At 38.9% G+C, this 24,220-nt stretch carries 22 protein-coding genes; 12 read left to right on the forward strand and 10 right to left on the reverse strand.

Annotated features, from left to right (window positions below; genetic code table 11):
• Positions 1-53: 53 nt before the first annotated feature.
• The 3 genes from BKM32_RS07625 to BKM32_RS07635 are packed head-to-tail and all read left to right on the forward strand — an operon-like array spanning position 54 to position 4,477.
• Entirely contained in the window at positions 54-1,337 is a 1,284-nt protein-coding gene (locus BKM32_RS07625) for a 2-oxo acid dehydrogenase subunit E2 (protein WP_253187433.1), read from the forward strand.
• 3 nt (positions 1,338-1,340) lie between these two features.
• The gene (locus BKM32_RS07630; protein WP_076663290.1) at positions 1,341-2,408 is read left to right on the forward strand and encodes a branched-chain amino acid aminotransferase; all 1,068 of its coding nucleotides are present in this window, start codon (positions 1,341-1,343) and stop codon (positions 2,406-2,408) included.
• Positions 2,408-4,477: a thiamine pyrophosphate-dependent enzyme gene (locus BKM32_RS07635; protein ID WP_076663291.1), complete on the forward strand. Its 2,070-nt coding sequence runs from the start codon at positions 2,408-2,410 to the stop codon at positions 4,475-4,477. Before BKM32_RS07630 ends, BKM32_RS07635 begins: the two co-directional genes overlap by 1 nt.
• A gap of 35 nt (positions 4,478-4,512) precedes the next feature.
• Here BKM32_RS07635 and BKM32_RS07640 read toward each other — a convergent pair whose 3' ends face one another.
• The 3 genes from BKM32_RS07640 to BKM32_RS16465 form a co-directional block, all read right to left on the reverse strand.
• Positions 4,513-6,165, reverse strand: a complete 1,653-nt coding sequence (locus tag BKM32_RS07640) for a SulP family inorganic anion transporter (RefSeq protein ID WP_076663292.1) — start codon at positions 6,163-6,165, stop codon at positions 4,513-4,515.
• 159 nt (positions 6,166-6,324) lie between these two features.
• Positions 6,325-6,864, reverse strand: coding sequence for a DUF4136 domain-containing protein (locus BKM32_RS07645; protein WP_076663293.1), 540 nt, complete (start codon positions 6,862-6,864; stop codon positions 6,325-6,327).
• A gap of 165 nt (positions 6,865-7,029) precedes the next feature.
• The gene (locus BKM32_RS16465; protein ID WP_168155238.1) at positions 7,030-7,194 is read right to left on the reverse strand and encodes a DUF5522 domain-containing protein; all 165 of its coding nucleotides are present in this window, start codon (positions 7,192-7,194) and stop codon (positions 7,030-7,032) included.
• 48 nt (positions 7,195-7,242) lie between these two features.
• On the opposite strand from BKM32_RS16465, the gene BKM32_RS07650 reads away from it, so the two are divergent.
• Genes BKM32_RS07650 through hemL form a run of 4 tightly spaced genes read left to right on the forward strand, consistent with a single transcriptional unit; the run spans position 7,243 to position 10,615 of the window.
• Positions 7,243-7,581 carry a hypothetical protein gene (locus BKM32_RS07650; RefSeq protein ID WP_076663294.1) on the forward strand — a complete coding sequence of 113 codons (339 nt, stop codon included), beginning with the start codon at positions 7,243-7,245 and terminating at the stop codon, positions 7,579-7,581.
• The gene (locus BKM32_RS07655) at positions 7,571-8,485 is read left to right on the forward strand and encodes a 1-aminocyclopropane-1-carboxylate deaminase/D-cysteine desulfhydrase (RefSeq protein ID WP_083702128.1); all 915 of its coding nucleotides are present in this window, start codon (positions 7,571-7,573) and stop codon (positions 8,483-8,485) included. Before BKM32_RS07650 ends, BKM32_RS07655 begins: the two co-directional genes overlap by 11 nt.
• Positions 8,486-8,492: 7 nt before the next feature.
• The gene (locus BKM32_RS07660; RefSeq protein ID WP_076663295.1) at positions 8,493-9,323 is read left to right on the forward strand and encodes a glucosaminidase domain-containing protein; all 831 of its coding nucleotides are present in this window, start codon (positions 8,493-8,495) and stop codon (positions 9,321-9,323) included.
• A 2-nt stretch (positions 9,324-9,325) separates the two neighbouring features.
• Complete coding sequence (gene hemL / locus BKM32_RS07665; protein ID WP_076663296.1) at positions 9,326-10,615, forward strand: glutamate-1-semialdehyde 2,1-aminomutase; 1,290 nt, start codon at positions 9,326-9,328, stop codon at positions 10,613-10,615.
• Between the two features lie 62 nt (positions 10,616-10,677).
• On the opposite strand, the gene BKM32_RS07670 is transcribed toward hemL, so the two are convergent.
• Both BKM32_RS07670 and BKM32_RS07675 read right to left on the reverse strand, forming a co-directional pair.
• Positions 10,678-11,004 (reverse strand): hypothetical protein, encoded by a 327-nt coding sequence (locus tag BKM32_RS07670; RefSeq protein ID WP_076663297.1) that lies wholly within the window; start codon positions 11,002-11,004, stop codon positions 10,678-10,680.
• A 127-nt stretch (positions 11,005-11,131) separates the two neighbouring features.
• Positions 11,132-11,584 (reverse strand): hypothetical protein, encoded by a 453-nt coding sequence (locus BKM32_RS07675; protein WP_076663298.1) that lies wholly within the window; start codon positions 11,582-11,584, stop codon positions 11,132-11,134.
• Between the two features lie 265 nt (positions 11,585-11,849).
• Here BKM32_RS07675 and BKM32_RS07680 point away from each other — a divergent pair, with 265 nt between their 5' ends.
• Positions 11,850-13,502 (forward strand): Zn-dependent hydrolase, encoded by a 1,653-nt coding sequence (locus tag BKM32_RS07680; RefSeq protein WP_076663299.1) that lies wholly within the window; start codon positions 11,850-11,852, stop codon positions 13,500-13,502.
• A 75-nt stretch (positions 13,503-13,577) separates the two neighbouring features.
• Here the strand turns inward: BKM32_RS07680 and BKM32_RS07685 are convergent, their stop codons facing one another.
• The gene (locus BKM32_RS07685) at positions 13,578-15,932 is read right to left on the reverse strand and encodes a zinc-dependent metalloprotease (RefSeq protein WP_253187434.1); all 2,355 of its coding nucleotides are present in this window, start codon (positions 15,930-15,932) and stop codon (positions 13,578-13,580) included.
• Here BKM32_RS07685 and BKM32_RS16630 point away from each other — a divergent pair.
• On the forward strand, positions 15,931-16,062 hold the full coding sequence (locus BKM32_RS16630; protein ID WP_256385856.1) for a hypothetical protein: 132 nt from the start codon (positions 15,931-15,933) through the stop codon (positions 16,060-16,062). The genes BKM32_RS07685 and BKM32_RS16630 overlap by 2 nt on opposite strands.
• A gap of 307 nt (positions 16,063-16,369) precedes the next feature.
• Here BKM32_RS16630 and lysS read toward each other — a convergent pair whose 3' ends face one another.
• Entirely contained in the window at positions 16,370-18,061 is a 1,692-nt protein-coding gene (gene lysS, locus BKM32_RS07690) for a lysine--tRNA ligase (RefSeq protein ID WP_076663301.1), read from the reverse strand.
• A gap of 176 nt (positions 18,062-18,237) precedes the next feature.
• Between lysS and BKM32_RS07695 the strand changes: the two genes are divergently transcribed.
• From BKM32_RS07695 to lipB, 3 genes are all read left to right on the forward strand, one after another.
• Positions 18,238-18,396: a YqaE/Pmp3 family membrane protein gene (locus BKM32_RS07695; RefSeq protein WP_076663302.1), complete on the forward strand. Its 159-nt coding sequence runs from the start codon at positions 18,238-18,240 to the stop codon at positions 18,394-18,396.
• A gap of 78 nt (positions 18,397-18,474) precedes the next feature.
• Positions 18,475-19,218, forward strand: coding sequence for a hypothetical protein (locus BKM32_RS07700; RefSeq protein ID WP_076663303.1), 744 nt, complete (start codon positions 18,475-18,477; stop codon positions 19,216-19,218).
• Between the two features lie 2 nt (positions 19,219-19,220).
• Positions 19,221-19,937 (forward strand): lipoyl(octanoyl) transferase LipB, encoded by a 717-nt coding sequence (gene lipB / locus BKM32_RS07705; protein WP_076663326.1) that lies wholly within the window; start codon positions 19,221-19,223, stop codon positions 19,935-19,937.
• A 90-nt stretch (positions 19,938-20,027) separates the two neighbouring features.
• On the opposite strand, the gene BKM32_RS07710 is transcribed toward lipB, so the two are convergent.
• The 3 genes from BKM32_RS07710 to BKM32_RS07720 all read right to left on the reverse strand — a co-directional run bounded on the left by BKM32_RS07710 (position 20,028) and on the right by BKM32_RS07720 (position 24,165).
• On the reverse strand, positions 20,028-20,396 hold the full coding sequence (locus tag BKM32_RS07710) for a hypothetical protein (protein WP_053978411.1): 369 nt from the start codon (positions 20,394-20,396) through the stop codon (positions 20,028-20,030).
• A gap of 52 nt (positions 20,397-20,448) precedes the next feature.
• Positions 20,449-21,498, reverse strand: a complete 1,050-nt coding sequence (locus BKM32_RS07715) for a nucleoid-associated protein (protein ID WP_076663327.1) — start codon at positions 21,496-21,498, stop codon at positions 20,449-20,451.
• Positions 21,499-21,738: 240 nt separating this feature from the next.
• Positions 21,739-24,165, reverse strand: coding sequence for a DUF3352 domain-containing protein (locus tag BKM32_RS07720; protein WP_076663304.1), 2,427 nt, complete (start codon positions 24,163-24,165; stop codon positions 21,739-21,741).
• Positions 24,166-24,220 lie beyond the last annotated feature (55 nt).

Genomic DNA, 24,220 nt, shown 5'->3' on the forward strand with positions numbered 1-24,220 from the left:
CTAACAAACATTAGTTCATAAGAATGTCGAAATTCGAATTGAAAATGCCCAAAATGGGCGAAAGTATAACAGAGGGAACCATTATCAATTGGTTGGTGAATGAAGGGGATAGCTTTGAGGAAGGGGATATTCTTTTAGAAGTTGCTACAGATAAGGTTGACAATGAAGTGCCGGCAACGAGCTCGGGGACTTTGGTGAAAACCATGTTCCAAGCTAAAGATGTAGTGCCAGTCGGAGAGGTGATTGCTGTTTTGGAAGTTTCGGAAACGTTGAATTCTTCTGAAGATGGGAAGAATACATCTGATAAGACAAAGACCGTTACATCCAAAAAGGATACGAATTCTCAACCTAAAAAAGTAAAGAATATACAGCCATCAGTAATTGATACGGCTAGTTTTTCGGTAAATAATACCAATACATTTTTTTCGCCTTTGGTTGAAAAAATTGCAAGGGAACACCATATCAGTTTTGAGGAACTCTCCAGAATTCCTGCTACTGGGCATGAAGGCAGGTTACGTAAAAGCGATGTCTTCAATTATATCCAAGATGGCAGACCTTATAAGTTTGCGCAGCCTGTAGTTCAAGATCCAACAGCTTATCGCATTCCGAAGTTAAGTTTTGACAAAGGAAAAGGAAAGGTTGTTGAAATGGACCGTATGCGTCAAATGATTGCCGACCATATGGTGTATTCAAAGCATACGTCCCCACACGTGACTGCTTACGTGGAGGCCGATTTGACCAATATGGTACAATGGCGTAATGACAATAAAAAGGCTTTCGAGGAAAAGTACGGAGAGCGTTTGACCTTTACCCCTTTGTTTGTGGAAGCTGTTGCCAAGGCTGTTAAGGATTTTCCAAATATCAACGCTTCGGTGGATGGTAAAAACATCATTGTAAAGGAGGATATCAATATTGGGATGGCAACTGCTCTGCCTTCAGGAAATTTAATTGTTCCCGTAGTGAAAAATGCCAATACCAAGGATTTGAAAACGCTGGCTCAAAACGTCAATGAAATGGCAGGCAAGGCTAGAGATAATAAGCTGGGTGGTGACGATATTAAGGGAAGCACCTTTACTATTTCCAATGTGGGAACCTTTGGAAGCGTTATGGGAACGCCAATTATTAACCAACCAGAAGTAGCCATTTTAGCTTTGGGGATTATTAAAAAACGTCCTGAAGTCATCGAAACCGAAAATGGCGATGAAATTGCTATTAGAAGCATGATGTACCTGTCCCTATCTTTTGACCACCGCGTGGTTGATGGCTATTTGGGAGGTAGTTTTGTGCGTCGGGTAGCCGATTATTTTGAACAGTTTGATACGAATAGAAAAATATAAGTCATGTCTTATAACATACATATAACAACAGTAGAAAAGTCGAAAGTAGATACTGTAGACTTTAACAATATCCCTTTGGGAACCACCTTTACCGATCATATGTTTATTTGTGATTATGAAAATGGGCAGTGGGTTAACCCAAGGATTGAGCCTTTGGCTCCCATAGCAACACACCCTGCTGCTATGGCTTTGCATTATGGACAGGCCATTTTTGAAGGAATGAAAGCAACAGTAGGCGCCGATGGTTGCCCAAGATTATTTCGTGCCGAAAAGAATGCCGCACGTTTAAATACCAGCGCCGATAGAATGGGAATGCCTCATTTTCCTGAAGATTTATTTGTTGAAGGTTTGAAGCAGTTGGTTGCTTTGGAACATAATTGGATTCCGCCAGCAGAAGGAAGTGCGTTGTATTTACGCCCTTTTATGTACGCCGATGAACCTTTTATTGGAATGCGTGCCGCAAATCATTACAAGTTCATTATTATGGCATCGCCGTCAGGTCCGTTTTTTAGCAAACGTATCAAGTTGTGGGCAGAGAAAAAGTACGTGAGAGCAGTTGAAGGAGGAACGGGAGAAGCCAAAGCCGCGGGTAATTATGCGGCGGCCATCAGACCAACAGAACTTGCGAAGGCCAAGGGTTACGATCAAGTTCTATGGTTGGATGCTGTGGAGCATAAATATATTCAGGAGGTGGGTACCATGAACATCTTCTTTAAAATAGAAGGGAAGTTTATCACACCAAAACGTGACGGTGCTATTTTGGATGGTATCACAAGAATGAGTGTGATGGATGTTTTAAAAGCCAAAGGTTATGAGGTTGTGGAGCGCCCAATAACCATAGATGAAATTAAGGAAGCTGCGAAATCAGGAATCTTAGAGGAAGCTTTTGGAACAGGAACGGCTGTAGGAATTGCCTATATCCAAGAGATTGGAATGGGAGATGAGATAATCCATGTTTCCGATGAAAGCCCTGTTGGTTTGGATGTGAACGATACCCTTAATGCGATCAAAACAGGAAAGATTGAAGATCCCTTTAATTGGATCATTAAAATTGAAAAGGAATTAGTTTAATGAAGAAGGACATTTTAGAAAGAGGATTTTTAAATTTATGTACGGCCAAAGCCATGGCCGAATTGTACGAAGCCAATTTTAAGGTCGTTTCCAAATATGTGCATGCCACTTCAAGAGGCCATGAGGCGGTGCAGACGGCTTTGGGGATGCAGTTATTGCCGCAGGATTATGCCTTTCCATATTACCGAGATGACGCCATGTTGCTTTCGTTTGGATTACAGCCTTACGATTTAATGCTACAGGTATTAGCCAAAAAGGACGATCCATTTTCTGGGGGAAGAACCTACTATTCGCACCCTAGTTTAAAGGATTTGGATAAGCCTAAAATCCCTCACCAGTCTTCGGCTACGGGCATGCAGGCCATTCCTGCAACAGGTGTTGCCATGGGGATGCAATATTTGGAAAAGCAAGGATTGAAAAACCCTGTTCTTGGGGATGTAGAATTGACAGATGACGCACCTATTTCTGTATGTAGTTTAGGAGATGCCTCGGTTACCGAAGGAGAAATTGCCGAAGCCTTTCAAATGGCCGCTTTAAAACAAATGCCAATTCTGTATTTGGTGCAGGACAATGGTTGGGATATTTCCGCCAATGAAGCGGAAACCCGTGCCCAAAGTGCTTTTGAATATGCCCAAGGGTTTAATGGATTGGAAGCTATTTCTATTGACGGCGCTAATTTTATTGAGAGTTACGAGGCTATTGAAAAGGTAATTGCTACCATTCGTAAGGAGCGCAGGCCTTTCTTGGTGCACGCCAAAGTACCGTTGTTGAATCACCACACATCAGGGGTGAGAATGGAGTGGTATCGCGATGATTTGGAAGAAGCCAAAACAAGAGATCCATACCCTGTGTTGAAGCAGCAATTGTTGGATCATGGATTTTCAGCTGAAGAAATTGAGCAAATAGATGCTGCTGCCAAAGCAAAGGTTGAAGCCGATTATGAAAGAGCTTTACAAGCCGAAGATCCGCAACCGGAAGACTTGTTTACAAACGATTTTGCTGCCACACCAATCACCGAAGAAAAAGGAGAGCGAACACCAAAAGGAGCCGAAAAGGTCGTGATGGTAGACTGTGCGTTGTTTGCAGTAGAAGAATTGATGAAACAGCACAAGGAGTGTTTGTTGTACGGACAGGATGTTGGAGGAAGATTGGGAGGAGTATTCCGTGAAGCCGCTACCTTGGCTCAAAAGTTTGGAGACGATCGTGTGTTCAATACGCCGATTCAGGAGGCCTTTATTGTAGGGTCCACGGTTGGCATGAGTGCTGTTGGTTTAAAGCCAATTGTTGAAGTTCAGTTTGCCGATTATATCTGGCCAGGATTGAATCAGCTGTTTACTGAGGTTAGTAGAAGCTGTTATCTATCCAATGGAAAATGGCCGGTAAGCATGATTTTACGTGTGCCTATTGGAGCTTATGGTAGTGGTGGACCTTACCACTCGTCTTCTGTGGAGAGTGTGGTGACCAATATCCGAGGGATTAAAATTGCCTATCCAAGTAATGGTGCCGATTTAAAAGGTTTGATGAAAGCCGCTTACCACGATCCGAATCCAGTGGTAATTTTTGAGCACAAAGGATTGTATTGGAGTAAGGTGAAAGGAACCCAAGGAGCTACTTCAGTGGAGCCTGCCGAGGATTATGTATTGCCATTCGGGCAAGCTTGGATACTTCAGGAAATATGGAAACAGGAGGAGGTTGAAACCTTAACAATTGTGTCCTATGGAATGGGAGTGCATTGGGCGATGAATGCTTCGGAGGAATTGGGCATGCAAGACCAAATAGAAGTGATCGATATACGTACGCTCTATCCTCTGGATGAAGAGACTATCATGAAATCGGTGAAGAAGACCGGTAAGTGTTTGGTGGTTACTGAGGAGCCTTCCAACAATAGTTTTGCTAGGGCTTTATCAGGGAAAATTCAGGAGGAATGTTTTAAATATTTGGATGGACCAGTGATGACCATAGGTAGTGAAAACATGCCAGCCATTCCATTGAATAGCACTTTAGAGCAGACAATGATTCCGTCTACAGAAAAAGTGAAAGAGAAAATTATTCAGTTATTGGAATATTAAAAATAAAAAAGCGACTCGATTGAGTCGCTTTTCTTTTATAGGTTGTATTCAGATAGTGGTTTAGTAAATTTCTCAGGATCGGCGGCTAGATAATATCTAGGATCGTCGATGTCTTCAATCACCACATCTTTAAATTTAGGATTGGCCTTATAAAGCAAGGTTTTACAATCTTCGCTTAAGTGTTTTAGCTTGATGGATTTCCCTTCGGCTTCATATTTGTTCACCAAATTGGTGATGGCTTCCAAAGCAGAGTGGTCGCTTACTCGAGATTCTACAAAATCAATTTCTACCTTCTCAGGGTCATTTTTTACATCAAACTTCTCGTTGAAATTTTGAATAGAACCAAAGAATAAAGGCCCCCAAATTTCATAGGTTTTGGTACCGTCCGGTTGCATGCGTTTGCGTGCTCTAATCATGGTGGCGTTTTTCCAGGCAAATACCAAAGCCGATAAAATAACCCCAATAAATACCGCAATTGCCAAATCAAAAATAACGGTTACAGCCGATACAATAATCAATACAGCGGCATCTGCTACAGGGATTTTTCTGATAATTCTAAAACTGGACCAAGCAAAGGTTTCAATAACCATCATAAACATGACACCTACCAATGCGGCAATTGGGACTTGCTCAATATATTGCGCGGTAAATAAGATGAAGGTCAACAAGGTTAAGGCCATCATAATTCCAGAAAGACGTCCTCTACCTCCAGCATTAATGTTAATCACCGTTTGGCCAATCATACCGCAACCGCCGGTACCTCCAAACAGACCGCTTACAATATTTCCTGCTCCTTGAGCTACACATTCACGGTTTCCGTTTCCTCTGGTTTCTGTAAGTTCATCCACCAAGTTCATGGTCATCAATGATTCAATAAGCCCCACAGATGCCGCTAAAAAAGCATATGGAAGAATGAATTTCAGAGTGTCTAAATTGTAAGGTAAATGTTGCCAAAGTTCAAGATTTGGAGTCGGGAATTCACCTTTTAGACCTTCACCTCCGCCTTCTACAATATAGGAGCCAACCGTGCTGACATCAAGGTTGAAGAACACTACAATACCGGTGGTAACAAGAATTGCGGTTAGGGCCGCTGGGATTTTGGAGGTCACTTTAGGCAGCAACCAAATAATGGCCATGGTAAGTCCAACAAGGCCAAGCATGGTGTAAAGTTCTACACCTTGCATAGGGATGTCGATATATTTTTTTAGGCCATCGGCGCCAATTTCCAATTGTTTGTGGGAGAACATACGGACTTGCGCCAAAAAAATTACGATGGCTAAACCGTTTACAAATCCCATCATTACGGGGTGCGGTATCAAGCGTACAAAACGCCCCAATTTAAACACACCAGCAGCTATTTGGATAATTCCCATTAAAATAACAGCCGCTAACAGGTAGAAATAGCCCATATTTTCAACAGGCGTATCAAATAACATTCCTTTGGCATGTCCTTCTGAAATAAGATGAACAAAAATAACGGCAACAGCTCCCGCCGCACCAGAGATCAATCCTGGTCTTCCACCAAAAATTGCGGTGATCAATCCAATTATGAAGGCACCGGACAATGCTACCAAGGGGTCTATCTGTGCTACGAAGGCAAAGGCAACCACTTCGGGAATCATCGCCAATGATACTGTAATACCAGCGAAAATGTCGTTTTTAGGGTTTTGGGTAAAGTTCTTGAACATCTTTAAACCGAGTTTCTTGATTTGTTTCTACTAAAAGTCGGCAAAGATAGGGTTTTATAAATGAAGACTAAAATAGCTTGGAGCATCCTGATTTATAAGCGATAAAAAAGGCGCTGATTTTTATAAATCAGCACCTTTAAGTTTTAGTGTGAGGTTATCTTACTTGATCATTTCCGGTGGGTATTTCTCCATGATTTTGGAAACGAACTCATTGATACGTTCTTCTTTCTTGTCCATATTTTTACTTAAGTAACCAGTGCCTTGTCCTTGCCAAACCAATTCTTTTTTGGCGTTATCGATAAGGTCTATGTATAAAACCCCCTCGGTATCTACAGAAACTGTATTGTAATTGTTCCAGTAGTAAGGACTCCAGCCCCAGCCATAACCATAAGGACCATAGCCATTGTTATAGACATTCACCTTTTCTCTAGATTTGGTGAAAATGCTTACCAGCATATCTGGATTTTCAGATTTTGTATAGCCTTTGGCCAAAAGTTCCGCTTCAATGGCTCTTAGGATACGTTTTTTGTCCAAATCACTAATTTCGGCCTTGTCAATCCCTGTTTTGAAAAAGGCAAAGGTTTTGTATTGCGTAAAATCTACCTTTTTATCGTAATCGGAAGCTACCTGTACAGAACTACAGGAAGTTGCTGTTAATACTACAATGGCCAGTGTGAGTGTAGTTAAAAATCTTTTCATCGTGTTTTCAATTTTAATTTGGTGTTTGGTTTGTTGAAAGTGCCAAAAATTAAGTTAGTCCATTTTTGGTTCAACATAAAAGCAATCAATAATCATACCAATATTTTTGACTCAAATATTGAAGGATTAGCTAATTGTAAAACTAAAATTACGAAATAAAAGGATTTATTTTTTAGTGGATCCCGTATTTTTATTGTAGCCATAGGGGCAGTGTCTACAGCCACTTTGGCAGCAGTAGCCACGTTTTAAATGGTATTGTTCTGTAAAGCAACGGTATCCTTCGGGGGTGAGGTAGTAATCTCCTTCTTCAATAGGAATTATTTTCTTCATGTGGCAAAGATAATGTAATTTGGAGTGATTTTTGAAAGGGTAAATTCTATGATTTTTGTTTCCAAATATTTAGTGCCGAAAGGCTATACAGGGATGACAATGTACCCTTTTGTGTTTTTGAAGGAGAAAGCATTGAAGTCCGATATAGTTTTGATCAACCATGAATACATTCATTTAAAACAGCAATTGGAATTGTTGATCCTACCTTTTTATGTGTGGTATTTTTTGGAGTATTTGTTCGGTTTGATGAAATACAGAAACCATAGAAGAGCCTACCGAAATATTTCTTTTGAACGCGAAGCTTTTTTGCAGGAAAGCAATATGGAATACTTAAAGACAAGACCTTTTTTCGCCTTTTTGAAGTACCTTTGCAAACATGAAATTTAAACTGGAAGATGCCGTCATTCAAGAGGTGCTATTGCCACCAGAATTCGGTTCTATTCAATTGTTTGTAAAGCGTGAAGATAGAATTCACGAGCATGTTTCAGGCAATAAATACCGTAAGCTTTTATATAATTTAAAAGCGGCCAAGGATGGGGGATTTGATACCTTGCTCACCTTTGGAGGCGCCTTTTCCAACCATATTGCCGCAGTTGCGGCTGCAGGACAAGCAGAAGGATTTAAAACCATAGGGGTAATCAGGGGAGAAGAGCTGACCTATAAAGTTGCCGATAACCCCACCTTAAAATTTGCCAAGGAATGTGGCATGCAATTTCAGTTTGTCACCAGGGAGGATTATCGATACAAAACTTCCCCTGAGTTTATTCAGCAATTAGAAACCAGATTTGGATCGTTCTATTTGGTTCCGGAAGGCGGTACCAATGGATTTGCGGTGAAAGGCTGCGAAGAAATTTTAAAGGACGTCCAAGATGATTTTGATTATATCTGTTGTGCCGTGGGCACAGGAGGCACTATTTCAGGGCTGGTCAATGGCAGTACTTCAGCCCAAAAGATTCTGGGATTTCCCGCCTTGAAAGGTGGTTTTTTGTCCAAGGATATTAGTAAGTTTGCAAGAAATACAAACTGGTCGTTGATTGAGGATTACCATTTTGGAGGATACGCCAAAATAAATGAAGATTTAATCAGTTTTATTAATCAGTTTAAGAAAGAATATCAAATTCCTTTAGATCCTGTTTACACGGGTAAAATGATGTATGGTATTTTGGATTTGATCAAAAAAGGGTATTTCCCAGAGCAATCCAAAATATTGGCCATCCATACGGGCGGTTTACAGGGCATTGCAGGAATGAACATTAATTTAAAGCGAAAGCAATTACCGATAATAGATTAAATAGCATATGAAGCGCATAGTTTTAGTAGCCTTGACAGGAATGTTTTTAGTAGGATGTGGGTCCAAAAGGACTGTGGTTACCAAAAAGAAAGATGTACCACGAAGAACCGTTTCTGTTCAGGTGGATGTGAAACCTGAAGAGCCTAAAAGTTCTCAAGAAACCAGTACCACGACTCCGGCGAAAACCTATGCCAGTGCTACCGAAGCTTACATAGCTAATTTTAATGCCATTGCTATGGAAGAAATGCGTAAGTATAAAATTCCGGCAAGTATCACTTTGGCACAAGGTATTTTGGAATCTGGTTCCGGTCAAGCACGATTGGCAGTTGAGGCCAATAACCATTTTGGTATCAAATGCCACGGATGGACGGGCCCGAAAATTTACCACGACGATGATGCTTCACAGGAATGTTTTAGAAAGTATACACATGCGGAATCTTCTTTTGAAGACCATTCGGCGTTTTTGACTTCGAGAAGCCGCTATGCCAAATTGTTCGATTACAAACAGGACGATTACAAATCTTGGGCAAGAGGATTGAGAGCTGCCGGTTATGCTACCGATAAAAAATATCCAGAGAAACTGATCAGTTTGATTGAACGGTACCAATTGTACAAATATGATGAACAAGTTCTGGGGAAAAGGGAAAGTTATACCCCTCCAACCAAAGATGTTGTAGCAAGCAATGATAATGTTACTACTCATGAAGTGGTAAAAGGAGATACCTTGTATTCAATTTCCAAGCGTTATAATACAACGGTGGAATCGATCAGGGAATTGAATGGTATGAGAGGGAACGATTTAAGTATTGGTCAAATGTTAATTATTAAAAATAACTAAAGATGTTATATCAACGAAGCAGTACACTGTTTAAATTGGCAGAGGAAGTGATTCCTGGTGGGGTGAATTCCCCAGTAAGGGCTTTTAAAGCGGTAGGAGGAACACCAATTTTTGCCAAATCGGCCAAAGGTGCTTATGTATATGATGAAGATGACAATCACTATATAGATTATATCAACTCTTGGGGACCTATGATTTTAGGTCATGCACACCCTCCCGTAGTTGAAGCGGTTATTGAAAAAGCTAAAAAAGGCACTTCTTTTGGGATGCCAACAGAGATAGAAACCACGATTGCTGAATTGGCAGTTTCTATGGTGCCTAATATTGATAAAATCCGTTTTGTGAATTCTGGAACCGAAGCTTGTATGAGTGCCGTGCGTTTGGCGAGAGGGTTTACAGGAAAAGATAAAATTATAAAGTTTGCAGGTTGCTATCACGGACATAGTGATTCATTCTTGATCCAAGCAGGAAGTGGTGCCGTAACTTTCGGGAGTCCTAACAGTCCAGGGGTAACGCAAGGAACGGCAAAAGATACTTTGCTGGCTAAATATAATGACATTGAGAATGTAAAAGCGCTTATTGAGGCCAATGCAGGGGAAATAGCCTGTATTATTTTGGAGCCTGTGGCTGGAAATATGGGCTGTGTGCCACCAAGAGATAATTTCCTCCAGAAGTTGAGAGCACTTTGTGATGAACATGGAATTCTGTTGATTTTTGATGAGGTCATGACTGGTTTTAGATTGGCCAAAGGAGGCGCTCAGGAACTCTTCAATGTAGATGCCGATATCGTATGTTTTGGGAAAGTAATTGGAGGTGGTTTGCCTGTAGGAGCTTTTGCTGCTAGAAACGAAATCATGAATTATTTGGCGCCGTTGGGAGCCGTTTATCAGGCAGGGACTTTGAGTGGAAACCCACTGGCAATGGCTGCTGGTTTGGCCATGCTATCGGAATTGAACGATATCCCAGAAATATTCACTAGACTAGAAGAAAAGACGGCCTATTTACATAAAGGAATAGCCGAAGTGTTGGAGCAACACGAAATCGTGCATACCATCAATAGAGTGGGGTCTATGATTTCGGTACATTTTGCGGAAGATGCTGTAGTGGATTTTGAATCCTCTGCTAAGGGAAATAACGATACGTTTAAGGCCTTTTTCCATGGAATGCTTAATGAAGGGGTGTATATCGCGCCTAGTGCCTTTGAAACATGGTTTATAAGTGATGCGCTTTCTTACGAAGATTTGGATGCCACTATAAAAGCGGTGGACAAAGTGGCCGCAACATTAAAATAAAGTATAAAAAAAAAGCGATTCAGTTAGAATCGCTTTTTTTATATGTATTTTTTATCTGAAAATTAATTGGACGAAAGGTTCTTGTATTGGAAATACTGGTCTTCGGTTAAAATGCTTTTCATGGATTGATCCAATTCTTTATCAAGTTTCACCTTAGACTCCCAATTAGCATTTAGGTCTTTACTGATAACTTGATATTTTGTTTCGTAAGCTTTGTAAGCTTCATATACTTCTTCAAGAGTATTCGTGTCGAATTTGATGACCTTTCTTAAGTTTTCAGCTTTTTCAGAAGCTACTTTATTAATTTCAATAGTGTTTTGAGCGGTTAAGTTTTCAGCTCCAAAAAATAGGGCTCCTACAAAGAGGCAAAGTGTAATTATTTTTTTCATAAGTAGGTGTTTAGGTTTTAAATTAAACTCTAAAGTAATAAATTTAAAAACGGAAGAATAAAAAAAGCATTGATTTTTACAACCAATGCTTTCTCCACTAACTAAAACTAACTAACCAACCAAAAATCTATCTATTTCTAGGGGATTTCCCTTTTTGTCCTTTCATTTGTTTTTGATACTGAGCCTTTGTTTCTTCCCATTTTTGGTATTGCTCCTCAGTCAAAATGTTTTTTACTTTTTTCTTATACGCAATTTGATGGTCCAATCTAGCATTCATTCTCGCGGCTATTTCATCACTGGTAGGCTTCTGGGTCATGTTTTGTCTAGCCTCCATTTGAGCCTTTCTATATGTGGCTTCTTCAAGGTTGATAACCTGTATTTGTTTTTGTTGGGCCTCTGTTAAATCTAGATTCAACGTCATTCTTTTGGTGTGTATTTCTGAAGCCTGCTCGGGCGTTAAATCTTGTAGCATTCCCATGCGGTCTCCTCTATTTCCTTTTTGAAAGTCTCTAGGGCCTTGTTGTGCGTTGGCCTGAAAAGCAATTAGTGCTATGGCCATCATTAAAATTATTTTTTTCATGGTATTTTGATTTTACGTTACTCTGCTTTTAAGACTTTTTATTTGAAAAATGGTTTAATAAAGGTTTGAATTTTAACTGGTTGTTAACATTTTTTGCTTTTTTGTTTGTAGGATTGCCCCAATAGAAATACTTGAGTTTATTTTTATAAGAAATATAAAGTAGGTTTTAGACAATGTTATTATCAATGAAGAGCCAATTGCCAATTATGTTGAAAACTAATGTGTAAATAGCTAACTTTGGCAGTAAATAAATTCTCTAAACTATATGAAAAACATTGTTGCAATGTTGGCACTAATGGTGTTGGCAACCTCATGTAAAAATGAAAAAACTAAAGAAGAGGTAGTCTCAGAAGAACCTCAGGAAACCTCTCAGGTAGACATGACCAAAAAGTTAAACAAATATGTTTCGGTTAAACTTACTTCCGATATTTCTAAGCTTACCGAAAACGGCCGTAAAATGTTGCCTATTTTAATTCAGGCGGCTGAAAAGATGAACGATTTGTTTTGGTATGAAGCATATGGAGACAAGGACGCTTTGCTGAATTCCATTTCCGACGCAGACACGAAAACTTTTACTATTATCAATTATGGACCGTGGGACCGCTTGGATGGTAACAAGCCATTTGTAGAAGGTGTTGGAGAGAAGCCTTTAGGTGCTAATTATTATCCTAAAGATATGACGGCAGAAGAGTTTAAAGCTGCTGAGATTGAAGATAAAAACAGTATTTACAATTTTGTACGTCGTGATGACAACGGAAAACTATATTCCATTCCTTACCACCAACAATTTGAAACGGAAGTTAAGGAAGTGGCCGCTTTATTAATGGAGGCTTCTACTTTGGCGGAAGATGATGGTTTGAAGGCTTATTTAGAGTTGAGAGCAAATGCCCTTTTAACGGATAACTACCAACCAAGTGATTTGGCTTGGATGGATATGAAATCAAATACTTTGGATATCGTGATTGGTCCAATCGAAACTTATGAAGATCAGATGTTTGGAAACAAGGCATCACACGAAGCTTATGTATTGATTAAAGATCAAGATTGGAGTGCTAAATTGGCACGTTTTGCAAGCTTTTTGCCAGAACTTCAAAAGAACTTGCCGGTGGAAGAAGCTTATAAAACAGAAACTCCTGGAACCGATAGCGACCTGAATGCTTATGATGTGGTATACTATGCTGGAGATTGTAATGCTGGTAGTAAAACCATTGCCATCAACTTACCCAATGATGAAGAAGTGCAATTGAAAAAAGGTACAAGACGTTTGCAGTTGAAAAATGCTATGCGTGCTAAATTTGATAAAATTTTGGTTCCTATTTCTGAAGTTTTAATTGATGAGAGTCAGCGCAACCATATTACTTTTGATGCCTTTTTTGCCAATACCATGTTTCATGAAGTGGCGCACGGTTTAGGTGTTAAAAACACGATTAACGGAAAAGGAACCGTTAGAGAGTCGCTTAAGGAATTGTCTAGTGCTTTGGAAGAAGGAAAGGCTGATGTTTTAGGCTTGTATATGGTTCAGCAATTACATGAAAAAGGTGAAATAGATGGGGATATGAAAGATTATATGACCACGTTTATGGCCAGTATTTTCCGTTCGGTGCGTTTTGGTGCATCCTCGGCCCATGGAAAGGCTAATATGATCCGTTTTAATTTCTTTAAGGAAAAAGGTGCTTTCTCTCGATCTGAAGATGGAACTTATAAAGTGAACTACGATAACATGATTGTGGCCATGAAAGATTTGTCAGGTTTGATTTTGAAACTTCAAGGTGACGGTGATTATGCTGGAGTAGAAGCATTGGTGGCTGAAAAGGCTGCTATTTCAAATGAGCTTCAAAGTGATTTGGATAGATTGAGTGCTTCCAATATTCCTGTGGACGTTATTTACGAGCAAGGAACAGAGGTTTTAGGATTGTAGCATACAATTTATATAAACACAAAAAAAGCTTCAGAGTTACTTCTGAAGCTTTTTTATTTTGAATATGTTCTTCGTTTACGATTTAGGATTCAAAATAGCATCGATACGCTCTAGGGCATCTTGCAAATGAATTCTGCTCAATTGGTCGTTGGTTCTGTTTAAACCAGATTTAATGGCACTTTCCAAAGACTTTAATTCAGCTCTAACAACCGCTCTAATATCCGATTGGCTTGTCGTTACTGCCGTCGATTTTTGATAGCCTCCAAAGGTTGGTGCTTTCTTTTGGCTGTCGGCCGTCATCAAATAGGCTAACCTATCAATGTGGGCACGTTGTAAGTTACGTCGGTAGGTTTCAATGGACTTTCCGCTTTTCAATTCGCTCCAAACACCATTTCTAAGGTCTTTCATCATATCGGTTAAAACGTAAGCCGAATTTCCATATAGCGTTTGTGTTTCAATTAAGCGTTGCATCCTTCCCAAACTTAAAATGTCGTCCAAGATATCAGATTGCAGTTTTCTGATACGCTCCACAGCTCCAGAATATTCTATTCTTCCAAAGATATCGGTGTCAATTAACCATTCAGGAGTTGTAAACAATTGCTCGTTTACAAATTTAAGGGCATTCTTTTGATGTTCTTTAGGAACTGGAATGTACACAGGGCCTTCTTGATCGGAAGTTTTGTAGTACTCATAAACACCTCCAATATTAACAGACACATGGCCCATGTAACGCTTAAACTGCGATACCACATGACCGTACATTTCATCCAAATCGGAATAATCCTCGCCTGGTTCTGAAGTCCATTTAATTAAGTTAGGAACAATTCTTTTTAAGTTTTTAATTCCATATTCACTAGCTAAAATTGCATCGTCTCCCAAATCTTCTCGTTGGGAACTTGGGTCCACGATGTCACCCACTTGTTGGTGGCCGAAACGGTATAAAGGATCGCCTGCGTGCTCTAAAATCCATTGGTCTAGAGTTGCTTTTTCTTCCTCGGCAGTTTTACCTAAGATTGGGCGGTATCCCCAAGAAATAGCATATTTGTCATAGATTCCAATATTCGGCATCAAGGCTACATCGCCATCTTCAGGTTGTGCTACATAATTGAAACGCGCATAGTCCATAATGGAAGGAGCAGTGCTGTATTTTTTTGTGAATTCTGGATCTCTCAGTTTTTCAACTGGATAGGCTACACTGCTGGCCCAGTTGTGAGGCAATCCTAAAGTGTGTCCAACTTCGTGAGAAGATACAAAACGGATCAAACGCCCCATGACTTCATCTTTAAACTCAGGTGATTGGGCGTCTGGATTGATGGCAGCTGTCTGTACAAAAAACCAACCTCTCAATAAGGACATCACGTTGTGGTACCAGTTAATGTCGCTTTCCAAAATTTCACCAGTTCTAGGATCGCTTACGTGTGGTCCGTTGGCATTTGGGATAGGTGAGGCCAAGTAACGCACTACGGAATAACGAACGTCCTCAGGGCTCCACTCTGGGTCTTCTTCAGGCGTGGGAGGATCTTTGGCTATGATGGCATTTTTAAAACCGGCGGCTTCAAAGGCTACTTGCCAATCTTCAATCCCTTGCTTGATGTACTTTCTCCATTTTTCTGGAGTGGCACGATCTATATAGTATACAATTTGTTTTTTAGGCTCCACTAATTCACTACGGTTGAATTTTTCGATGTCTTCATCTTTTACTTCCAATCTCCAACGATCCAAAAACTCCACATCTTTACTTCTTTGAGCTTCCAAACCGTAATCGGTTTGTGAGGAGGTAAACCAACCAACGCGCTCGTCGAAATAGCGACGTTTCATTGGGATTTCAGGTAACAAAATCATCGAATTGCTCAATTCGATAGAAATGGTTCCTGTACTTGAGTTGGAAGGAGGGTTTCCGGCGTTGTAGGTTTTTACATGTCTTACCTCCACGTTTTGAGGGTAACTTTTAACGCTTTCAATATAGGATTTGTCACTTTCCAATCTTGTGACTTTATAGCGTTTTCTAGTGCTTTCAGGAAGTCCGATGGCTTTTACATCTTTTTCAAAAAGATCGGTAACATCAATCACGGTTGAGGTAGAATCCTTACCGATCGTTTTTATCGGAAAGGTGTAAAGAACTGGTTCGAAATTGGAATTTACAACCGCTTCGTGTACCGGTAACGAATCTGCTGCTACCACGTTATAGGAAACCACGCGGAGCAATACTTTTTTGTCCTTTTTTTGCCAGCGTAACACCTGCTCATTTTGCTTGCCACCACCAAAGCCTAATCCGTTGGCTGTTTTTGCAATACGGGTTACCATAAGCATTTCGCGTTCGAAAAGGGAATCTGGAATTTCATAAAAATAGCTTTCGTCTATTTTATGGACAGTAAAAAGACCTTCGTCAGTTTTTGCACTGCTTGTAATTACTTTATCATAAGGTTTCATGTCTCCATTAGATTTCTCTGGAGACGATACTGGCCCAGCAGATACTGTGGCCTTAGATTTGCTAGCTTCTTTTGTGGAGGAACATGTCATGACCATGAAGGCCGACATCACTGGAAGTAGTTTAAGGTAAAAATTTCTCAAAATATAGCTGTTTTAAATTGATTGCGTGAAAATAAGGATAAGCGTATAAAGTGTTAAATACCAATTGGGTTTTAATATTTTTTTAACTAAGATAAATAACTGTTACTAATGTAATTAAAATGTGCTTTTCAGGTAGGGTTTATCAGAATTATCTTAATTTTTTATTTTATATATTGGAGTGGAACGCTAAAGCCTGATTGGTTTCAGGGAGATGAGCCCTGACTTATGGGTATAAAAAAAGAACCGCATTGGGGAACGGTTCTTTTTCGTGGACATTTTGATGTTGAAACCGGATGTTAGCTTACGGCTTCTACAAATAGTCCTTCTTCAGTTTTGTTTACTTTGGCCACGCCATGTTTGGTAAGACCTTTAATAGTTTTGTCCCATTTTTTATTGCTTAATCCAGACTTCACTTTTAAGGTGTTTAAGTCTATAGGAGATTCTGTTTTTAAAAGTTCGAACAGGGCTTTTTCCTCCTCGTTCATTTCTGGGCCTTTTCTTTCCGGTTTCATTTGCGGGAAGAACAGTACTTCTTGGATGGATTGGTTGTTGGTCAAGAACATGATCAAACGGTCCATTCCTATTCCCATTCCAGATGTAGGAGGCATTCCGTATTCCAAAGCTCTTAGGAAGTCGAAGTCGATAAACTGCGTTGCTTCGTCGTCTCCTTTTTCGGCCAATTTCAATTGGTGTTCGAAACGTTCTCTTTGGTCGATAGGGTCGTTCAACTCTGAATAGGCATTGGCAATTTCCTTACCACATACCATCAATTCAAAACGCTCTGTCAACTCAGGATTTTCTCTATGCTCTTTGCACAATGGGCTCATCTCTTTTGGGTAGTCTGTAATGAAGGTTGGCTGGATGTAGTTACCTTCACATTTCTCTCCAAAAATCTCGTCAATCAATTTTCCTTTACCCATGGTATCATCTACTTCAATACCCATGCCTTTAGCGGCAGCTCGTATTTCATCTTCAGATTTTCCTGTGATGTCAAAGCCTGTAAATTCCTTGATGGAGTCGGCCATGGTTACGCGTTTGTACGGTGCCTTGAAGTTTATTTTGTGTTCTCCAAAAGTAGCTTCTGTAGTACCGTTAACTGCCATAGCACAGTGCTCCAACAACTGTTCACAGAAATCCATCATCCAGTTATAATCTTTATAGGCTACATAAATTTCCATAGCCGTAAATTCTGGGTTGTGGGTTCTGTCCATTCCTTCGTTACGGAAGTTTTTGGAGAATTCATATACCCCATCAAAACCACCAACAATCAGACGTTTCAGGTAAAGCTCGTTGGCAATTCGCATGTACAATGGAATGTCCAAAGAATTGTGGTGCGTGATAAACGGTCTTGCTGCTGCACCACCCGGAATAGGTTGCAATACAGGAGTTTCTACTTCAAAATAACCAGAGTCGTTAAAAAACTGACGCATGGCATTGAAGAGTTTGGTACGTTTAACAAACACTTCCTTCACTTGTGGGTTTACCACCAAATCGGCGTAACGTTGTCTGTAACGTTGTTCCGGATCTGTAAAGGCATCGTATACTACACCGTCCTTTTCTTTAGGAAGAGGTAGTGGTTTTAAGGACTTGCTCAATACGGTAAAGTCTTTTACCATTATGGTTTTTTCGCCTACTTGTGTAAGGAACAATTCGCCTTCAATTCCTATGAAATCTCCAAAATCCAATAGTTTTTTGAAGACTTCGTTGTATTTGGTTTTGTCTTCACCTGGACAGATTTCGTCTCTGTTGAAGTACACTTGTATTTTTCCTTCAGAATCCTGAAGCTGTGCAAAGGATGCTTTTCCTTGAACTCTCATGGACATTAATCGACCAGCTACCACCACTTTTTTGCCTTCTTCAAAATTCTCCTTCACCTGTTTAGACGTGTGGTCTACAGGGTAGAGGTTGGCAGGATAGGGATTGATTCCCAATTCACGAAGTTTGGTTAATTTCTCTCTTCTTACGAGTTCTTGTTCTGAAAGTTGCATGCTAATAAATTTTGAACTGCAAAATTACATTATTTGCCAAAATTAGCATACAACTTTCAGTTTGAATTTTTGGATAGAAAAATTTAGCGAAATATTAAGAAATAAAAGGAAAAGGACGTGTAACGAATGTGTAGTCTTGCAAGACAGATAGGGTGTAATAATTATAATTTTTTTAAATGAGTATTTGGAGAGTTTTGATATCCATAATTTGCCCACCTTTGGCTGTTTTGGATAAAGGCTGTGGTTCTGTTTTAATCGTGTTTTTATTGTGGTTGTGCGGTTGGGTCCCTGGAGTGATTGCCGCCTTGGTAATTGTTAACAATCCAAAAAGGTAGGAGTAGATTGTAGGGCTTTGATGTAAAGGTTTGTGCCTTTTATAATGTATCTTTGTAGGGCAATCTAAACTTTTACCAATGAACAAAATTATTTGGGTCCTTTTGGGGATTCTATTGACTACTGCAACGAGTTGCGAATTTTCCGAGAACATCTATATCTACGAAAATGGTTCTGGAAAAATGGAATTTACCTTTGATGCTTCTGAAATGATGAAAATGACAGGGGATGAATTGGCCAAAGAAAGCGAGGAAAAAGTAGATTCTACCTTTACGTTTAAAGAGCTTTTGGAAGAGAGGAAGGACAGCATTCCCAAATTGTCCAAGGAACAGCAAGAGGTGTTGAAGGGTTTGGAAAACTATTCTATGCACATGCTTATGGATCCCTCTTCAAAAACCATGAAGTTCGATCTGTTTACCAATTTTAAGGATGTAGACGAATTACAGGACATGTTTGCAGCCATGACCAAAATGCAGGCAATGGGAGACGAAAAGGGAGCTGGTGGAAACAATAAGTTTTCTTCTTTAGAACAAGGAACTTCGGAATTGAAATACAGTTATAATGGTAGAAAATTTACTAGGAAATCCAAGATTATCAATCAAGAATTGCATCAACAAATGGTGGATAGCTTGAGTGAAATGGCCATGGTGTATGAGTCTTCAACCTATAAGTTGAACTATCATTTTCCACGTCCCATCAAATCTGTTTCCAATGAAGCGGCCTTGTTTAGCGACGACCGAAAAACTGTAACGGTAGAGTTTGGATTTATGGAATATCTAAAGAACCCAGAAGCGTTGAATCTAGAAGTGATATTAGAGAAATGAGTTTGAACAAAGTAGTACAAATACAGGATTTAGGATTAAAGGATTATAATGACACTTGGGATTATCAAGAGTCACTTTTTAAAAGTATTCTCGATTTAAAAATTAAAAATAGGCGGGAGGCAAGCAATGAGCCTACTCCCAATTATTTATTGTTAGTAGAGCATCCGCATGTGTATACTTTGGGGAAAAGTGGTGACTTGGCCAATCTTTTGTTAAATGAGGATCAGTTAAGGGCTAAAGGAGCTACATTTTATAAAATCAATAGAGGAGGCGATATTACCTACCATGGACCAGGACAAATTGTAGGATACCCTATTTTGGATTTGGACAATTTCTTTACAGATATCCATAAGTATCTTAGATTCCTTGAAGAAATGGTAATCCTTACCTTAGATGAGTATGGCTTAAAGGCAGAACGAAGCGAAGGCGAAACAGGTGTTTGGTTGGATGTAGGAACTCCGTTTGCCAGAAAAATTTGTGCTATGGGAGTAAGGGCTAGCCGTTGGGTGACAATGCATGGATTTGCTTTGAATGTGAATGTAGATTTGGGGTATTTTGATAATATCATCCCTTGCGGTATCAAAGGGAAAGCAGTAACCTCATTAAATGTTGAATTAGGCCTTAAAGAAGTCGATGAAAATGAAGTCAAGGAAAAGCTTCTGAAACATTTTCAACAGCTTTTTGAGGCGGAATTGAGTACGATGCCCTTTACGTTGTAAATCTTAATGATATATTTTTAAAATAGAAAACCCCAAAGTCCTTAAGAGTCCTTTGGGGTTTTTTATAGATAAGGGGCCTAAATTATAAGCTTATTTAATTACGCTCAATTCTCCAGAAGCCAAAGCATCTTGTAAATTGGCCGATACTTCTTTGTATTGGTTGAAGAATTTTTTGCCATCTTGTCTTTTCAGTACCACAATGGTGTTTCCGTTTTTATCTGCCTTAATTTCAGATACTACTACGGGAACGTTATCTACACTATTGTAAGAGGCAACTCCACCACGTTTGACAACGAGATTAAGTTTTGGAAAATCAATATCTTTAAAAGTTTGACTTTCGGGAGTGTTGATGGTTAAAACATCTCCTATTACTACTGAATCTTGAATGTTAGACGTTGCGCTAAAACTGTTAAAATTTAAAAATAACGCAAAAATTAAGGTGTAAACTGCATTTTTCATAATTATAGTATTAAAATCGGGTGCAAATTTACAGAATATTTAGAGATTTAAATCAGAATTCTTTGTTAAAAAATACCTTGTAATAGTGCATTTTTTTGGCTTCGTCATAACCGCGTTCTAAATAATCCTCAGAGGCATCGGGCGCATCAATATCCAGTTTAATTTGGATGTTGGTATCTAGTTTGATTTCGCTTTTAATTTTTTGCTTTTGCTTTTTAAGGACCACTTCGGAAATGTCGAATTGGTTGCGGATTACGATGTTGTGATCGGTTTCGTAGTCCTTTTTAAAGTCGTCAAACAAAGTTCTGTGTTTTTCTTCTTCAAAGACTTCTTCCTTAAAATTTTCAACATTTACAATTTCACGTTCCTTAAAGAAATCTACTGTTTTGGCCAAGAAATTACTGTGTTCCTGTCCTCCAAAATTAGGCTGTACCACTTCCTTTGAAAATTCGCGGCACATCTCGATGTAGTTTTTGGTGTGTTCATTGGAATCATCAGGGTATTTTACATTTAAAAAACTCTTAATCCAATATTGGGTGTCATAGTTGTTATGGTCTACACTCAACACAATTTTACCTTCGGCGTCTGCAGCGTTCAGGATCAAACAACCTTTGTCTACTTTTTTAGTTTGAATCCCGGACTGAACATAAATGTCGTAGCTGCCATTTTCCATATAGGTCTGGAAAAAATTGGTTTTGTTTTCAATTTTGAAAATCCCCACGGCGTCTGTTGTATAGTCTTCGTACTGAATGTCGTGAAATATGCAAACAATGACATCTCCAGTTTTTATTTGTGCCGAATTGGATTGCTCAAACAAATGGTTGACTACATGCTTTGAAACGTCAATAAAATCTGTGTCGTCTGCCAAAAGTTGTGATGCGTAACTGTTTATTTCATTTAATTCTATATTGGAATGGTGATTGAAACGATAGGTCTCTGCAATAGATCCAAAAGGGCGAAGTAAATAGGGGAGCAGTAGTTCGTAGCTAACTTCATCAAAGTCTAAAAGGTTTTCTGAAAAAGCATTTTTGGTGCTGTTGAATTTGTTGCCCACCTTGTGGATGATGCATTTTGATATAGAAGCTTTTGTGCGTTTGATCATGATTTGGAACTCTGAATTTTCAAGCTGCAATACTACTAAAAATTGAAGAGATTAGATCATAAAAAACGCCAAAGAAAACTTTGGCGTTTAATCCGAGGGACTATAATTCGGCTGTCTTGGCGTATAAGATTATACTTTTGGTGTTTGTATAACTAATTGTAATAAAGTGAAATATACAAAATTTTGGCCGTGATTGCAAATAGAACTTTTACTTGTCTTATAATATAATCCTTAATGTCTTTAGTTTATTTTGTAGATAATCAAACTGTTAGCGTCTCCTTTGGTGACTATTTCAACATTTTTGTCCTTGTCGATGCTGTCTAAATCTATTGCTGAATTTCCATAAATTGGAAAGTTAGGGATGGATTTTCCTTGGCTGTCAAACAGATATACTTTTTTGGATTGCAAATCGGTTACGGAGACATAAATCTTGTCATTTACATAAAAGATTTTGGGAGCCGTATATTCGCCGTAATCCAATTCAATAGGATGTGATTTGATGTTCAGTTTGTTCTCGGAAAGTGTCACAAAGGTTTTGCTGGTGGCGTCAATTTTGTGGGATTCATTCAGGTTTAAATTGGAGCTGTTTATTTTCCCACTTTGATTTACTTGTAGCAGAGCTCCGTTTGAAGTTGTTGTGGTAAATTTATCTTCGTATAAGTAAATGTCGTTGTCTGAAAAATTGATGGCATCGTTCACTTTAATTCTGGTTTTTCCAACGCGGTCCAGAATTTTAAGCGTAGTTCCTTCAGCAAACACAATGTAGTCTTTTCTTCCTATTCTAAAGTGTTGCGGCTGTGTGTATATGGTGTGCTTGGCTTTGTTGAATGTAAAGCCATTAACAGTTTTTCCTTTTTGGTCGTACATCAAAACCTCTTTGCCTTGAGTCACCATCAATCTATAGTTTTTCTTTTTGTCGTAATCAAAAACCGATAGAGGTTGGGTTATTTTGTCCTTGAAATTTAAAGGGAACGGTGATACGTCTTTACCGTTTCGGGCAATGACATATACGTGATTTGGTGTGGCAAATGCCAATTGCAGACGCCCATTTTTGTACATGTCTATCTGTTCTATGTTGCCTAGAATCTTTCCTTGAAGTTGTTTTTTCCAATAAATTTTCCCTTCGTTGGAAATGAGGTATAGATTGTTTTTGACGTCCTGTACCACAATGTCTTTTTGTTTGGTAATGTGGTTGGTGACAAATTGTGGTGTGGTTAAAAGATCGTTGTCTAAGGTAATGGTGAACTCCTCTGAAATGTCGTTGGAGCTTTGTTTGGCTTTGTGCTTTTTTATAACAGCATTTAAGTGGGCAAAATCCGTGTCATAAATAAATTGTAGGGCAGAGGCTTTATAGTTGTCTGCATCTATAGCTAAATCTTCGGAAAAGTTTTGTTTTAAAACTGAAAGCAATGCTTTGTTGTTACCATATAATAGTAAGGATGATTCATCGCTTAGTTGTGTTGTAAGGTTTTGGTAATAACTTTCAGAGGAAAGGGTATGGTCGTTTTGGTAATTGGCAATAAACTCTTTTAGTAATTCGATGCTGTCGCTAAACACAAAATAGTCATCCAAATTGATGAAGTTGCTTGCTGTGTCAAAAGTAATAAGAGGGTAAAATTCTTTTTTGAATACATCCGGTTGCCCAAATGTGTAAATGGAAATGTTTCTATAGGTTTCTACTAAGGTATTTTCTTTTAAATGTTCCAAAGTGGAAGTTGGGTCTATAGAGTTTAAGAATATTGCTTTAGAGTCATTTTCGTCAATAGCACCAACTTCATTGATGTTTTCAAAAAGAGGATTTTGTATTGTTATGGAATCTCTTTTAGAAAACAGCTCTAGTTGTTTGTGAAAAGTTTTATAGTTATTGAAGGTGAAACTCAAAAAAGCCTCTGTTCCAGGAGGGCAAACGTGGCTTATTTTGTTTTCTTGGGGAATAGTGTTTTTAAATATGTTGATCAAACTTTTGGTAGAATCCAGAGCTTTGGTGATTCCGTTTAAGTTAACGTCGTCTTGGGAGATGGTTAGGTCTACCATGAGGTAGTCTGAGAGTTTCACTTTAGACAATTCTTCCAATTGAAAAATAGAGGGGAATTGCTTGTTGGATGTGAAAATAGCAGAAACCGTTTTGTCGTTTGATGAAGCGTTTAACGCTTTTTGAAATTCTAAATCGGTGATTGGTTTTGGGGTAGCCAATTCAACGGTTTCTTTAGAATTGGAAGCAAACAATATGCTATCAATAATGGTGCTGTAAAATATCTGATCTTCTACCGTGGTTTTATGGATGGTTCTGTATTTGGTTTTGAGAATCTCGTCTTTATGTTTTGTAAGAGAATCGAATTTTATTAAGGTAGGGGTATTTTTGGTGATTAACGTAACATTCAAACTGTCCTTAGGGTTGGAGCTGAAACAAATTAATACAGGGTTGTCTGTGTTGAGGTGTTTTAAAAATTCAAGGTGTTTGAAAGAGCTCTTGGTATTTTTGTTTTCTGAAAGTGCTTCAATTAAATCATTGTTTTTAAAATTGCTTCTCAGGTTGCCAAGATTTGATGTTTTTAGAACAACATTGGTATTTTCTGGAATTAGGTGGCTTAATTTTGTCTGCTTGGTATAGTTTGAATCGCAGCTAAAAAAAAGCAGGATCATGAGACTTGCAAAAACGTATTTCATTAAGAGGGGTTTTGAGAAAAATGGACTTTTCAAGGCAAATATACTGAAACAGAAT

Origin of the sequence: Mangrovimonas sp. DI 80 (genome assembly GCF_001975575.1) — a bacterium.
GTDB classification, from domain to species: domain Bacteria; phylum Bacteroidota; class Bacteroidia; order Flavobacteriales; family Flavobacteriaceae; genus Mangrovimonas_A; species Mangrovimonas_A xylaniphaga.